This is a genomic window from Novipirellula herctigrandis (genome assembly GCA_007859835.1).
GTDB lineage: Bacteria > Planctomycetota > Planctomycetia > Pirellulales > Pirellulaceae > Novipirellula_A > Novipirellula_A herctigrandis.
In genome coordinates this window covers 2,756,733-2,772,646 of the sequence record SJPJ01000001.1, presented here as the reverse complement: position 1 = coordinate 2,772,646, position 15,914 = coordinate 2,756,733, and the positions used below count along the sequence as shown (strand labels likewise).

10 protein-coding genes are annotated in these 15,914 nt (G+C 50.8%); all 10 read left to right on the top strand.

What is annotated here, in order from left to right; genetic code table 11:
* Position 1: 1 nt before the first annotated feature.
* The 10 genes from CA13_RS10220 (at position 2) to CA13_RS10175 (ending at position 15,866) form a co-directional block, all read left to right on the top strand.
* Positions 2 to 1,054: an aldose epimerase family protein gene (locus CA13_RS10220; protein WP_146396049.1), complete on the top strand. Its 1,053-nt coding sequence runs from the start codon at positions 2 to 4 to the stop codon at positions 1,052 to 1,054.
* 133 nt (positions 1,055 to 1,187) lie between these two features.
* Positions 1,188 to 2,216 carry a zinc-dependent alcohol dehydrogenase gene (locus CA13_RS10215; protein ID WP_473087454.1) on the top strand — a complete coding sequence of 343 codons (1,029 nt, stop codon included), beginning with the start codon at positions 1,188 to 1,190 and terminating at the stop codon, positions 2,214 to 2,216.
* A 226-nt stretch (positions 2,217 to 2,442) separates the two neighbouring features.
* Complete coding sequence (locus tag CA13_RS10210) at positions 2,443 to 3,240, top strand: gluconate 5-dehydrogenase (RefSeq protein ID WP_146396047.1); 798 nt, start codon at positions 2,443 to 2,445, stop codon at positions 3,238 to 3,240.
* Between the two features lie 160 nt (positions 3,241 to 3,400).
* Positions 3,401 to 4,876, top strand: a complete 1,476-nt coding sequence (gene aldA, locus CA13_RS10205) for an aldehyde dehydrogenase (protein WP_473087453.1) — start codon at positions 3,401 to 3,403, stop codon at positions 4,874 to 4,876.
* 174 nt (positions 4,877 to 5,050) lie between these two features.
* On the top strand, positions 5,051 to 6,148 hold the full coding sequence (locus tag CA13_RS10200) for a mandelate racemase/muconate lactonizing enzyme family protein (RefSeq protein WP_146396045.1): 1,098 nt from the start codon (positions 5,051 to 5,053) through the stop codon (positions 6,146 to 6,148).
* 214 nt (positions 6,149 to 6,362) lie between these two features.
* On the top strand, positions 6,363 to 8,171 hold the full coding sequence (locus CA13_RS10195; protein WP_146396043.1) for a right-handed parallel beta-helix repeat-containing protein: 1,809 nt from the start codon (positions 6,363 to 6,365) through the stop codon (positions 8,169 to 8,171).
* 453 nt (positions 8,172 to 8,624) lie between these two features.
* Positions 8,625 to 11,447, top strand: coding sequence for a PQQ-binding-like beta-propeller repeat protein (locus CA13_RS34985; protein ID WP_419194152.1), 2,823 nt, complete (start codon positions 8,625 to 8,627; stop codon positions 11,445 to 11,447).
* A 100-nt stretch (positions 11,448 to 11,547) separates the two neighbouring features.
* Positions 11,548 to 12,804, top strand: coding sequence for a pectate lyase family protein (locus CA13_RS10185; protein WP_419194151.1), 1,257 nt, complete (start codon positions 11,548 to 11,550; stop codon positions 12,802 to 12,804).
* Positions 12,805 to 12,874: 70 nt separating this feature from the next.
* Positions 12,875 to 14,254 carry an arylsulfatase gene (locus CA13_RS10180; protein WP_146396039.1) on the top strand — a complete coding sequence of 460 codons (1,380 nt, stop codon included), beginning with the start codon at positions 12,875 to 12,877 and terminating at the stop codon, positions 14,252 to 14,254.
* A gap of 58 nt (positions 14,255 to 14,312) precedes the next feature.
* Positions 14,313 to 15,866 carry a sulfatase family protein gene (locus tag CA13_RS10175; RefSeq protein WP_146396037.1) on the top strand — a complete coding sequence of 518 codons (1,554 nt, stop codon included), beginning with the start codon at positions 14,313 to 14,315 and terminating at the stop codon, positions 15,864 to 15,866.
* The last annotated feature ends 48 nt before the right edge of the window (positions 15,867 to 15,914 follow it).

Here is a 15,914-nt window from a genome sequence, read left to right as displayed (position 1 = left end):
GATGAAATTATCAAGACAGCCTTTTGGTGAAGTCGACGGACAATCGGTGGATCGATTCACGCTCGAGAACGACAATCGCATGATTGTAAAGATCACCACTTATGGTGGCACGGTCACGTCGATCGTAAGTCCCGATAAAGACGGAAACCAAAGTGACATCGTTTGCGGCTTTGACACGCTGGAGGGGTATTTTGGCGATGAATACAAGGCGAACTCACCGTACTTTGGTTGTTTAGTGGGACGCTATGCGGCTCGGATCAAGGATGGCAAGTTCACCGTCGATGGTACACAGCATCAAGTGGCTACCAACGATGGTCCGAACCATTTGCATGGTGGCATCAAAGGTTTCGACAAACGAGTATGGGATGTTGTTAGCGTTGCGGAGGACAAAGACTCGGTGGCACTAACCTTGTCACTTGAAAGTGCGGATGGTGACGAGTCGTTTCCTGGGAATTTGAAGGTTGTTGTGGAGTATCGCTTAACCAGCGACAACGAGCTTAAAATTCATTATCAAGCGGAAACGGATAAAACCACGCCGATATCGTTAACCAACCACACGTACTTCAACTTGAACGGGTTCAAAGACAATGTGCTCGATCATGTGTTGCAACTTCACAGTGATCGGATCTTGGTTCCTGATGAAACGAATGTTCCAGTCGGCGAGGAGGAATCGGTCATGGGCACCGTGGCTGATTTTAATGAGCCCAAACGGATTGGGGATGCGTTCGACGAATTGCCTCTAGGGTTCGAACATTTTTATGCGTTCAATAAGCCGGTCGGTTCGCTTGGAAAAGTGGCTGAGGTGTCCGAGCCGATAACGGGACGACGATTGGAAGTTCTGTCGACCGAGCCAGGCACCTTGCTTTACACCGGTCGTTACACGTCGGATAAATTGCATCGTGAAAGCGGTGACCAATTTGGCCAGTTTCGTGCGTTTTGCATCGAGACTTCAAAGTATCCAAACGGCCCGAATATCGAGGGAGCTCCGAAGAGTGTCCTTCAGCCGGGCGAAACGTATGACGAGACAACTATTTACAAACTCAGTTGGTCTTAGAGTTTGTTGAATGAAGGGGGCTGAACCTTTGAGATTAAGACCTTCGTTGACCGAAATTCACACACCGCCCCAATTCCACGTTGTTGGATCTGTTTAGTGGAGGGTCAGTCCCCTGTTCTAGATAGAGTCTTAGATGCGAAGTAGGATCATGAAATCAGCACAGTATCAAGGTGACCGCAGTGTTGCGGTTGGATCGAGTGAAGTCATTAAGCCTGGTCCCGGCCAGGCGCGTTTGGAAGTTTCGTTTTGCGGCATTTGCGGCACGGATATCCATATTTTCCACGGTGCCATGGACCAACGGGTCAGTAAGCCACAGATCATCGGGCACGAAGTGTCAGCGACGGTTGCCGAAGTTGGCGATGGCGTCACTTCGGTCGCTGTAGGTGACCGCGTTGCGGTTCGTCCATTGCTTTTCGGTGATCCGAGTTCGTTTGACAAAGGGCATGCTCATGTTGGAAAGAACTTGAAGTTCATTGGCATCGATATGCCTGGCGGCATGCAGTCGTCTTGGACCGTACCCGATTACACACTGCATAAGCTTCCCGATTCGTTATCCATGGAACATGGAGCGATGATCGAACCGGCGGCAGTGGCTTGCCACGACGTTCGACTTGGTGAAGTCAAAGCGGGTGAGACCTGTGTCGTGATTGGCGGCGGACCGATCGGTTTGCTGATTGCGTTGGTCGCAATTCAAAAAGGGGCCACCGTGATTTTGTCGGAAGTGAACGAGTCACGATTGGCGTTGGCGGAGACGCTTGGTATCAAAGTGGTTAATCCTATAACGACCAGTCTTCCCGACGCGGTCGATAAGATTACCGACGGTGCGATGGCCGATTGTGTGTTCGAAGTATCCGGTTCCGCTCCGGGTGTAGAGGTGATGACGGAATTGCCAAACGCTCGTGGTCGCATTGTGATGGTTGCAATTCATCCGCAACCCAAGCCCGTGAACTTGTTCAAGTTTTTCTGGTCGGAAATTAAGATGATCGGCGCTCGGCTCTATGAAGAGCAGGACTTTGATGAAGCGATTGAATTGGCGTCCAGCGGCGCGCTGCATCTAGACAAACTGATCACGAAAATTAGCCCGATCGACGAAGTGCAAAAGACGTTTGAGGCGATTGATGCCAACCCAGACGGCATTAAGTATTTGATTCAGTGTAACTAGTGTGTCGGCCCGTCTTGGAACGGAGCTTGATTTCAATTGCAACGCTCGGCGACGACTTGTACTCGCAGCGACGACTTGTACTCGCAATCGAGCGGGTGGCAATCGAGCGGGTTTGGCAATCTGCGGTCAGGATGAGTCGTGGCCGAATGCCAGGTCGAGTGTCGGCACGGCACCCGTTTTCTCCTAACTCCCTCCCCATTTTAACTTTTACAATCAGAGACACCTCATGTCCAAAATTTCATTTGACCTAGCTGGCAAGATCGCACTTGTTACGGGGGCGACCCATGGTATTGGTATGGCAATCGCAAAGGGGCTCGCCCAACAAGGCGCAAAGATTTGTGTTAACGATATCGACGATGATAAGCTTGCCTCGTGCAAGGATGAGTACGCCAAGGACGGCATCGACGTTTACACACTTAACTTCAATGTGACTTGTGAAGATGAAGTCGATAAAGGCATTTCCCAGATTGAGAAGGATTGCGGTCCGATCGGCATCTTGGTCAACAATGCGGGAATCATCAAGCGAATCCCGATTCTTGAAATGCCTGTCCAAGATTTCAAGGAAGTCTTGGAAGTCGACTTGGTCGCGCCGCTGATTCTTGCCAAGCGAATTGCTCCGTCGATGATCGAACGCCGTGAAGGCAAGATCATTAATATGTGTTCGATGATGAGTCTGTATGGGCGTTATTCAGTATCGGCCTATGCCTCGGCCAAAGGCGGGCTGAAATTGCTCACGCAAAACATGTGTTGTGAATGGGCCAAGTATGGGCTCAATATCAACGGCATTGCTCCCGGTTACATCGCCACGGCCCAGACCGCTCCGATTCGTGTTAACGGTCACCCCTTCAACGATTTGGTCATGACTCGTACCCCTTCGGGCCGTTGGGGTGAACCCGAAGATCTAGCCGGGGCCGCGATTCTGTTGGCATCCGACGCTGGCAAGTTTATCAACGGCCAACTGATCTACGTCGATGGTGGGATCGTTGCTAACTTCGGTTCCGTCAAGGGCGAAAACGACATCTAAGCTTCTCTACAGTGATTGCTGAAATTGATGTCATCGTGACACGATTCTAGCGATCAACGGGAGCGGGCGAACGCAATTCGAGCGGTAGCTCGCTTCGTTTGCGGTCGCACCGCATTACGCATCCAACAACTTGCTTTCGATTATTCAAACGGTTCATGTCATGACAAAGTCAATGAAAGAAGCCAGTGGCGGCATCGATCACTATCGCATGTTCATCAATGGGGAGTTTAAAGACTCCGTATCGGGTGAGACGATTGAAGTCGCCAGTCCGACGAACGAGGATGTTCTTTACACCGTTCCTAAGGGTAACAAGGAAGATGCGGTTCTCGCGTTGCAAGCGGCGCAGGCTGCTCAGTATGCTTGGGGGGCAAGGCCCGCGGTTGAGCGAGGCGAAATTCTTGCGAAGTTCGCGGCACTGATCCGAGAGAATCGCGAACGTCTTGCCAAGATTTTGGTTCTTGAGATGGGAAAGACTTACGGTTTGGCACTCGGCGAAGTCGATGTTTCCGCTGACTTTATCAACTTTCCTGCTCAGGCCGCCCGGCGTTTGGAAGGAGATATTCTGCCGTCGGATTTGCCTAATGAGCATATTTTGATCCACAAGGTGCCTTACGGCGTCACCGTGGGGATCGCGGCTTGGAACTTTCCTTTGGCATTGAGTTGTCGCAAGATCGGTCCTGCACTGACAACGGGAAATGTAATGGTGGTCAAGCCACCATCGGTCACGCCCGTCACGGTTCTGGCGCTCGGCGAACTGGCTCAACAAGCAGGCATTCCCAACGGTGTGCTGAATTTTGTCACTGGCGGTGGCTCAACGATGGGCGAAGAACTTGTCACCAACAAAATCACACGCTTGGTCACGATGACGGGATCGACGCCAACCGGTCAAGAAATCTTCCGCAAGGCGGCCGAGCGTCTTACTGCCGTTCGGCTTGAACTTGGTGGCAAGGCGCCGTTCATCCTGCTGGATGACGGTGATGTTGATAAAGCGGTGGAGGCTGCGGTTGTGTCGCGTCACCTTAACAGCGGCCAAGTCTGCACGTGTCCCGAACGGTTTTATATTCACGATGCGGTGTATGACGAGTTCCTCGAAAAGTATACCGCAGCGGTCTCGAAGCTGAAGATTGGCGATCCAATGGACGAGGGTACCGATATCGGTCCAAAGGTAAACGCCTACGAAACAGACCAACTCGAAAAGACGGTCAACCGCGCTGTTGAGGCGGGAGCAAAAGTCGTCTTGGGTGGCAAACGTCCCGAGGGTGAACCGTTTAAGAAGGGGCACTGGTATGAGCCGACGATTCTTACCGAGTGTACTAACGAGATGGATGTGATGCGCGATGAGGTTTTTGGTGTCGTCAGCCCGATTATGCGGGTAAGCAGCTACGAGGAAGCACTTGAGTTGGCCAATGACAGCGACTATGGACTAGCCGCATTTCTGTTCACAAAGGACATGCGTCAGATTCAGCGTGCTGTCTTGGAGCTTGAGTTTGGTGAAATCTACGTGAATCGTCCCATGGGCGAACAGCGTCAAGGGTTTCACAACGGTCACAAACTCAGCGGGACTGGCGGGGAAGATGGCAAGCATGGCATGGACAATTATCTCGAGAAGAAAACGTTGTACGTCAATTTTTCGTGAAATCCAACACGCCAATAGCTCATGTTCATGTAGGGCTGGTTTTGACCGGCCATGTTCCTGGGAACAGGCAACTTTTCAAGCAGGCTATCGGCCGCTCGGAACCGGCACTACGATATTTCGACCGGCCAAAGTCTGGGCCCTTATTCTCACGCCAAGTCTAAGTATTTAACCAACATGAAAATCGAAAGCGTAGAAACCGAACTGTACCACGTTCCGTTGGCAAGGCCGGTGGTAGATGCCATTCACGGGGTACAGAAAGACTTTTCGTTGATCGTCGTCAAAATCACGACCGACGATGGTGCGTCTGGTATGGGGTATACCTACAGTGTGGGCCAAGTGGGTGGGTCTTCGATTGCTACATTGATCAAAGACAATTTGGCGCCGATCTTGATTGGCGAGGATCCTCGTCGAATTGAATATCTGTGGGACAAAATGTGGTGGGCACTTCACTACGTTGGTCGCAGCGGAATCGCCGTTTTTGGACTTTCGGCTGTGGATACGGCCCTCTGGGATTTGAAGGCACGACTCGCCGGTGAGCCTCTATGGCGATTCCTCGGGGGCCATGACAATAAAGTAGAAGCCTACGGGGGCGGCATCGACTTTGACATGACGATCCCCCAGTTGCTCGAACAGACCCAAGGATTCCTGGATGCTGGAATTCAAGCGATCAAGATCAAGATCGGGCGTGACTCAATCGCCCAAGAATGTGAACGTATCGCAGCCGTGCGGCAGTTGCTTGGTCCCGAGAAGAAGTTGATGGTCGATGTCAACATGAAATGGTCCGTCGAGCAGGCCCTTCGAGCGGTGCGCGCATTTGAAAAATATGATATCTACTGGATCGAAGAGCCGACGATCCCTGACGATATCGAAGGTAACCGACGGATCGAAATGGAAGGACCGATTCCGGTTGCTACCGGTGAAAATTTACATTCGATCTACGAATTCAAACAAATGATTGCCCAGGGAGGCGTGTCATTTCCGGATGCCGATATTTCGAACCTCGGCGGTATCACGGCGTTGATGAAAGTGGCCCATATTGCCGAAGCCTACAACCGAAACTTAACGACGCACGGTATTCAAGAGATGCACGTCAGTTGTTTGGCTGCGATTCCCAACGCATCACTGCTTGAAATCCATGCATTCCGAGTGGATGATTTCTTGTTACACCAGCTTGAAATCAAAGACGGTTACGCCTATGCATCGGATCGGCCCGGACACGGTGTCGAGATTGATTGGGAAAAAATCGCCAAGCATCGCGTAAGTGTGGGTTAGGAATTGAGCGGGCTGTCGTAGACGGTTTTCGCGTTGGCCGGTTCCGTCACTCCAATTCGAGTGGCCGGCCACTCGAATTGACTCGCATTGAGCCAGTAGAGATTGGCCCAAGCCAATAGCGATCAGCTCTCGCTTGATTCCCCGTTAATGAGAAGGCACGGATGGTGATTCAAACGAAGTCAACAGTTTAAACCTTCATACGATTGAGATGACAATGTTGCAATTGAAAACGCTTCTATGCGTGTTTGTTCTTTCTTTTCCAATTGCTCGTGCGGCTGAGATTAACGTTGCCGACCACGGTGTCGTTCCAGGAATCGATGCGACCTATTCACTGAATCGGTTGATCGAATCGCTGAAAGACCAGAGCGATGTCACGCTTGTCTTTCCCAAGGGGCAATACGATTTTTATCCCGAGAATGCCTTGGAGATGTATCGTGCCGTTGCGAACCATGACAACGGTTTAAAGAGAATGGGGTTCCCACTGTTTGACTGCAAAAACATCACGATCGATGGTGGCGACAGCGTCTTCATGTTTCATGGACGTATGGTCCCAGTAACGATCGAAGGGACGCGGGGAGCGACCCTGAAAAACTTTTCGATCGATTGGATTCGATCGTTCCATGCAGAGCTGACGATTGTCGAAAGCAATGAGGCCGACAAGAGCTTCGTGGTTGAAACCGATCCAAAGCTTTACCCGTTCTCGATCAACGATGGAAAGGTCCTGTTCGACCGCTATGGTCAACAAGACCCCATCGGCTCCAACATGGTTTTTGATCCAAAAACGAGGTCTCCGATTTATCGCACCAAGGACTACGCTGTGAATAGCAATCGAGCGAAGGTGACTGCGTTGGGAAAGAACCGTTTTAGGATCGAGAATGCAGTGAAGAACGCTCCGCCGGTCGGCAGTGTATTGGTTACGTACGGCGTGCATCCAACAAGTCGGCTTTGTCCAGCGATTCACATTACAAACTCAAGCGACGTCAAGATTGAAAACGTGACGGTCTATGACGCGGGGGGAATGGGGTTAATCGTCGAACGTACTGACAATATTTCGCTAGATGGCATGGTGGTGACCTCGACCGAAGATCGCATTGTTTCGACCCGCGCCGATGCAACGCACTTCATCGGATGCAAAGGCACGATCCGGCTCGAAAATTGCCGTTTCGAGCATATGCTTGACGACGGGATTAATGTCCATGGAGCTTACGTGAAAGTTGCGGAATATCTCGGCAACAATGAATTCGTTTGTGAAATCAGTCATTTCCAGCAGTGGGGGCTAATCTTCGGGCAACCGGGCGACAAGATTGCCCTGATGTCACGAACGACAGTGTTGCCGTTTTATGAAACGACGATCAAAGCCATCAAGACGCTCAACGAACACCGTTTTGTCATGTCTGTCTCGGACCTCCCCGAGTCGCTCCCCGAAGGTCCCCTGTCCGTTGAAAACCTGACTTGGTACCCGGACCTCGTGATGAAGAATAATACGATCCGCGAAAACCGTGCCCGTAGTGTTTTGGTCACAACCAAGGGCAAAGTGATGATCGAGAATAACTATTTTTCCTCTCAGATGCACGGCATTCTGATTGAGGGGGATAACAACAAGTGGTATGAATCGGGCGCGGTCCAGGACGTGACGATCCGCAACAACGTGTTCGACAACATCGGCTTTGCTGTCACTGAACGCTATCCGTTACTTGCCTCTCCGTTGCTAACTGCCGAGCAGCATATGGGTGAGGGGCAATATCATCGTAACATCCACTTCACCGGCAATACGATCAATAGCTTCAACGGCTTGTTGGTGAACGCTCGCTCGGTGAAGGGGTTGGACATTTCCGGAAACAAGATGCAGTTCAGTACCGACTATCCGGTGGTGGATGAGGGGCCATCGATCGTGCTGGAGTACTGTGACGATGTAACGATCCAAGGCAACAAGGCCAGCGGATTCGCTAAGCCATTGACGGTCAAAGCGACGGATACGACGGACCCCGTTATGGACGCCAATGGTGGGTTCGAGTCCGAGTAATCGCTGCCAGCGATCGGCCACACGGATGGTTGTGGGGTTGTCGGTGTTGAGGGCGATCCACAGTCCGGCATGACGGCGCGGAAAGATGACGCGGAACGACGCTTCGGAATAACGGTGGCGGCGATGGAGTTGCCATCGCTGGTACGTCTTGCCAAAGCGTTTGGCTGGCTTCTCGGGCTCGGTTGCTGTATCACGATTATCATATAAAACAAATGCATCGAAGCATTTGGAGTGCAACGGCGGTCGGTCCAACCCGACGGCGGGCGCTCCTTGAACTTTTGCATCCGGAACCTAAGCCTAGGAAGAATTTTAGGAAAAAACAAAGACTTTGTCCGGTAAATCGGCCAGCGCCGGGAATATACAGCTAGTCGGAGTTGGATGAATTTTTCCTGTTCACTTCCCTCCGCTTCGTCGGGTGTCAATGCATAAATATCAAATTGCGGATTTGAAAAGTTGAAAAGCAAACTAGTTGTAATCGTCATCGTGTTCATTCTGGTAGGGCTGACTCGAAGCAGTTTTGGGGCGGATGGCGTTACTAGCATCGAAACAGGGTACACGGTCTCCAAAGTTCGTACGGCTCTAATCAAAGGGAACTCGTACGTCGTCGCCAGTAGCTACGAAGGCACCGTGTTTGGCATTGCATATAGTGGCAGGGTCGGCTGGGAAAATAAGCTTTCCGGCTACATGAATCATGACCTCTGGTGCGAGGATATCACCGGCGATGGGACGGATGAAATCCTGGTCGCCAATGCGGACGGTCACCTCTACTGCCTCAATAGCAGGGGCGAATTGCAGTGGACATTCAAAAAGAATGACGCCCCGATGTATGCCGTTTGCGTACTGCATCACCAGGCCAAGACCTACGTTGTATGTGGTGGCTATGACAACCATATTTACTACCTGTCACCGGTCGGGGATTTGGTAAAAGACCTGCCTTCGTTGGGGTACTCCGTCTCCAAGCCTTGGGGGAATGACCCGCACAAGCCAAGCCCACCTAAAAAGCTGCATGTCGCCAATTTTCTTCGCAAAATTAAAAATGCGGATGGAACCGAAAGCCTCGTCGTGCATGGCATGATGAATGGCATGCAGGACAAGGGAGTGCTTTATCTGTTCGAGCCTCTCGCTGACAAGCCATGGAGCACGATTCCGCTAGAGTCCAAGTCTCCAATGGGTGAACTTCGGGTGTGTGAAGTCGAAGGCAAAAGTGAAATTCTGATGGGGGCAAGCTCCATGATTCACGATGCTTCTGTTGCGGTCATTGACGCGAAGGCCGGTGACCAACGGATCTTCGGAATTTCAAGCCTTGGTAGGAAGCTTGATAGTTTTGGCTACCGAGTCGCCCAGCCAGAAGTGATTTCATCAGCTCAACAGACCCAGTATTTTGTCCTGTTTGGTTCCCGTATTTTGCTGCTCCCCACTGATCTCGATAAAGGGAAAACAGAAGTTCTCGTTTGTAGATATTCCTTCAATGACATGTGGAAAGATCCGCTTACCCATCGAATTGTTTTTGCGAGTGCACAGAGCGGTGGAAGTTGCATCCATATTCTGGACCCAAACCATCCGGACTGGAAAACGGAGTACGAAAACCTGTCGCCGCCCGGAAAAATTGCGACCATCTTAGAGAACACAGCGATGGTTCGTGAGCAACTGAAAACATTCAAACGACCTGCTTGGGAACGGGATCCACTTCCCGTTTATTTGATGAGCGAAAACAGGAAAACGGTGGAAGCCCTGGTGGAAGAACTTCGTTCCAGCTATGGAAGCCCGGTTTTTTTGAATGGGTTCCACATGGGGACAGCAGAGGATTGGGATCGATCCGCCATTGAAAGTGAGAAATACCGTGACCGCCGCGATCGACGACGAAAGTACAGTTTGACTCAGGACCAAGCGTTAGAGCAAATCGTATCGCACTACGATGATGGACCGGGGGATGATGGACCGGGGGATGATGGACCGGGGATCGCCTATTGGGCTGGGCACGGCAACGATCCCTATATGTTTAGTCTCGATACAACCAAAAAAGTGATCGCGGCTGCGAATGGAAAAAAGACGGTTCTGATCTATCCCGAGTTGGAAGATCACAGTCCCGAGTTTGAGTATGTCATGGATGATTTGATTTACCCGCTAGCGGACGCCGCAAAAGGAAAGAACGCCAACATTTTTGTGCGAACCAAACACGTGTTTTGGCAAGGGAATGTCTACTTGCCTGCCTGGAAACATTTGCTGTCAGGTGAATATGCAGACGTATTTGTACCATCGATGGAAGAGACGACTGACAAGTCCATGGAGTTGAGTCTCGCTGCGAGATTGGGGATTTGGACCAGTGGTGCGGTAAACAGTTGGGGAGGTCGTTGCGCAAGAGACAATGCCAGCTATGATCGTGCACGGCAGCACTCGCACCAAATGTTGCCCAATCATTTTCTTCGTATGATGGTTTACGATATATCGCATGGGACGCAGTACCTCGACAATTTTTCCGTCGATCAGCAATACATGAGCCTACTGTGGGAACTGATTGCAAAAGGCGCGTTGTACGTGCCAAAGCGAGAAGAAATCGTTAGCTTTTCACCAGTTCATATCAGCATGAAAAAGCCTGACGAGACCTACATCGAACGAGGTAGTAACACCAAATGGTGTACGTTCTTTGATCAAGATTTTGAGGACAAAAACCCGATGGTGTTCGGGCGACTTAACGGATCATGGCCCGGTGCACCAAACACTCCCTGGGATTTTTCTCGCTATGCAGCAGGTGTCAAAGACCGTCGTCTGAATTTTTTGCCACCGTACGATCGAGGGTTGGTTCTGATCACGCCTCCGCAACAAGGTGTGTTTGCCGATTCCGATGCTCCGCGGGGACAGTTGAAGGACCATCTTCACCCGCTCTACAAAAACATTTTGAAAGAGTTCATCACCGATGGACGGCAATACTTTTCACCGAACGGAAAGAAACATTATGCGGCAAACGCTGTCTATCAAACGGTGGAAAGCGAAATTCGCAATCGATCGAAACTGCTTCCGCTGACGGTCACGGGTGACGTCGCTTGGGTCGTGGCGCAGTCCTCGCCGACTCATTTGCGTTTGACGCTCGTTGATAGCGGATACATTAATCCCAGTGGGAAGACCGCTTCCGTGAGTTTTCACAGCGTCAAACCGATGAAAATGACGGACGTGGTTTCAGGAGCTTCGATTGATATTTCCGACCCTTCATCGGTGAATGTAGATGTTCCTTGTGGGTTGTTTCGGTTCGTTGATGTCGAGTTGGTCGAGTCGCTCTGATGCAAGTGTTGGTTGTTTTTGGTCTTTTGCGGGCAACCGTATTCGGTTGAAAACCGGCTTGGGTTATGAATCCCCGTTTTTCGTTTGGAGTAAATGGATAGTGCATAGAACCATATGGGTAATCGTCGCAACGGCCTTCGTCCTGCATTTTTCTTCACGCGCCGGTTCGGCAGCCGAATTCTACGATGCGTCCGTGGAGACGAGAGCGGTTGTCAAGGACCTGGAATCGGATTACGGAGCTAGTGGGCTAGGGAAACAGGACGATAGCGCCAAGCTACAACAAGCCATTGACTTCGTATCGTCGCACGGTGGCGGCGTGGTGACCATTCCCAAGGGAAGATACCTCCTTGCCGATGTTCATGTGAAATCGAATGTGCATGTTGAGATCGACAAAGACGTGGTTATCACTCCGATGATCGTTCGCCTGAATAAGAGCGTGGCGATCTTTAAGCTAGGATCCGAGGACGAAGCGGTCAGGAATGTGAGCGTCAAAGGCGTCGGCGGAAAGTACACGGTCAATATGCCAAAACACGAACCGGGGGTAATGCTTGTTAGTTTTTCTAACGTTCGCAACTTCATGGTTTCCAATTGTCACGTCAACGATCAATTGACAAAGTTTGCTTCATTGCAATTCGGGCCGAGCGGTTTAAAGCGTGGCCAAAGAGCCGTTCCGACATCGGGTACCGTTCAAAATGTCAGCGTCGCGGGCGCCCACTATGGGTACGGTGTTGTTCAGGTTCAGGCTGCCAAGTCAGTTTTGTTTGAAAACCTGTCCGGCGTAGGCGGTGTGTCGTTGCGTCTCGAAAGCGGATACAGCTTAATGAACGATGTTCAATACGGTGGTATCGACAACATCGTCGGCCGAAACATTCAATGCACCGATGGAAACGCTGCGGTGATGATTTCACCACACTCCATGGAAAACGGTGTTTTTCACATGGATGGGATCACATCGAAGGGGTGCGGCATCGGGGTCCGCATCGAAGGTGGTTTTATCTCGAAAAAGCAAAAAGTGGATGGTTTGCCAATTGGGACATTTGCGAAGGGCTCGTCGGTAAAGAATGTATTCGCAACCTTTGGAACCAATGGACAATTGAAATCGAAGCACTTCAAGTACATGCCTGTTGAGTTGCTAGGTCAAGTCCAGCCACGGGAACAATCCGAGGATGGCGAAAGTGTCCGAGGCCCATCGATCGCCGCGGTTGTGTATGCTGCCAATTATGAAGTGCACATCGAAAACGTCACAGCGAAAGGGTTTCAACATGTGCCATCGGTTATGACTGAAAAGGACGCTCGGGAAGTCAGTGCTTCCAAGAAGCCAAAGAAAGGTGCTGCGAATAGGGGTAATGCGAACTAACGCAAGGCTGCAGCGAATTAGGCGATCCATGTCAGCATCAAAGCACTTAGAAAACTCAGGATTAGTTTCAATGAAATCAACGGTTCCCTTTTCGCTTCATTCGCGATGCGTTTCCTTTATCTTTACATGTCTCACATTGGTCTCTTTTGCATCCGCAGAAACACCCAATATCGTCTATATTTTGGCGGACGACTTGGGGTATGGAGATTTGAGTTGCTATGGGCAAACAAAGTATGAAACTCCCAATATCGACAAATTGGCTGAACGAGGCATGCGGTTTACGCAGCACTATTCGGGAAGCACCGTTTGCGCACCGTCGCGGTGTTCGTTGATGACCGGTTTGCACACTGGGCATACCGCAGTTCGAGGCAACGCAGAATATGCACCCGAGGGTCAAATGCCGATGCCGGCGGATACTTACACCATCGCCAAGCATTTGCAAACCGCAGGATACCAAACGGGTGTCTTCGGCAAATGGGGTTTAGGGTATCCCGGCAGCGATAGCGATCCTTTGAAAATGGGTTTTGATCGCTTCTATGGGTACAACTGCCAACGACTTGCACATTGTTACTATCCGGCGTGGCTTTGGAGTGATGACCAGCGAGAGTTTTTGTGGGGCAATGTTTCTTCGTTCTCAAAGGATTACGCTCCCGATTTTATTCACGCTCAAGCATTGGATTTTATCCGAAGCAACAAAGACCAGCCATTCTTCTGCTACTACGCGGCCGTGCAGCCTCATGCTGATATGATCGCACCGGAAGAGTACATGAACAAGTTTCGAGGCAAGTTTTTGCCTGAGTTGAACTATCCCGAGGACTACTACATCGGGCAGCCCGAAGGGCATGCGGCTTTCGCGGCGATGGTCAATGTGTTGGATGATTATGTTGGGGAAGTGGTGGCGGAATTGGAGTCGCTAGGCATCGCCGACAAAACATTGGTGATCTTTTCTTCTGACAATGGCCCCCATCTCGAAGGTGGTCACGACCCGGAGTATTTTAATTCGAACGGTCAATGTCGCGGCTACAAGCGTGACCTTTACGAAGGTGGCGTTCGCGTTCCGATGATCGCCGCATGGCCGCATCGGATCCAAGCAGGATCCGTTTCCGATCACATTTCGGCGTTCTGGGATATCATGCCGACGTTCGCTGATTTGGTGGGTAAACCGTTGCCTAGCGAAGGAGACGGTGTCTCGATGTTGCCAACGTTGTTGGGAAGTGACAATCAACAAAAGCATGACTTTCTCTATTGGGAATTCCCCGCAAAGAAAGGCCGTGTTGCGGTTCGGAAGGGCAATTGGAAAGCAGTCCGTTACAATACCTCCTCATCACGGTCGCTGCTGGAATTGTACGATTTGTCTACGGATCCGGGCGAAGAACACAATGTTGCTGACAAGCATCCTGAGTTGCAAACCGAAATCGAAGCCCTGATCCAACTGCAACATGCTCCTTGATTGCGTGTTCATCGCGTTGCACCCCCGTCCCTAAGAGAGACTCATAAGAGAAGCAAATATGAAACGATTCTTGGCAATGTTTTTGACGATGACGTTCGTGCTGTTGTTTACAGCGGAGGTTTTTGCGGAACGACCGAATATCCTTTGGATTGCGATTGAAGATTGGTCCCCCGATCTTTCTTGCTACGGAACCAAAGGGATTCATACGCCTCATGTGGACAAGCTTGCAGCCGAGGGCATTCGCTACACTGCGGCGTTCACGACTTCGCCCGTTTGCTCGACCTCACGCTCCGCCATGATGACCGGTTTTCACCAAAACTACATCGGTGCAAACCAGCATCGCGAATACAACAAGAAGCCGTTGCCACACGGGATCAAACCTATCCCGCATCTTTTTCAAGAGGCCGGGTATTATACCGCGTTGATGAGTTGGAAAACCGATTGTAACTTCACTCCTAACTCGAAATCGGATTTGTTTATGGGCGAAGATTGGAGCGGGCGAGAACCGGGACAACCCTTCTTTGCTCGGATCACCTTCGGCGGTACGCATCGTTCGTGGAATCGCGATCCGCTACGTCCCATTGATCCCAAGGATGTAGAGTTGCCGCCATACTATCCGGATACACCGTTTTGTCGACGCGATTGGGCAAACGGTCTCGAACAAATGCAATTGGTTGATCGCGAAGTCGGTCAGTTGCTGAAGCGTTTGGATGACGAGGGGCTCGCTGAGAACACGATTGTCTTCTTTATTGGAGATCATGGGCGTTGTCACATTCGAGGGAAACAGTTTCTCTACGATGGCGGACTACACATACCAATGATCATGCGTTGGCCAGGTCAAGTTGCCCCAGGGCAAGTCAATGGCGACATGGTAATGGCGATCGATATTTGTGCGACCGTTCTCGAGGCTGCCGAGATCACGCCTCCGGTTCCTTTGCATGGAAAGAGTTTGTTCAGCGACGATGTGAAGGACCGCCAGTATGTGTTCGCAGCACGCGATAAGATGGATGAAACACACGATTCGATGCGAGCGATTCGTTCGAAGAATTATAAGTTGATCTTGAATTTGATGCCGGAGCGTCCATGGTGCCAATACAATAATTACAAGGAAGGTGCGTATCCGGTGCTCGCAGAGATGAACGTCCTGAAGATGAAAGGCGAACTGACGCCCACGCAGGCTCGTTTCTTTGCCCCGTCTAAACCAAAGGTCGAGCTATTTGATTTGCGTCATGATCCGCACGAGGTAAATAACGTTGCGGACGATCCTAACTATGCGGATGTCAAAGCAGAGTTGCTTGCGGAGTTGGATCATTGGCGCAAAGGTGTGATTGATGATCAAGGCGTGTCGGATGAATTTCGTGCGAGCGATGCTTACCCCGCCGTTTGTCCTACGTCGACGGTCGATCAATGGGTGCATGAAAACGCTGACAACTATGACTACAACGTTCATGGCTGGCCCGCATGGTATCCGACGCGAACCTTAGAGGAATGGGAAGCAGCGGTTGCTCTTTGGGAGCCCTATGTTTTTCGAGGGCCAAGTGAAAGCGTTGCTCGCCCAGCGATGACTCTCTCAGCCAAATTGAAAATGAATAAGAAAAAGAAGAAACGCTAAATGGTTGGCAATTTCAGTGGATCCTACCAACGCAATCGATCGATTCGA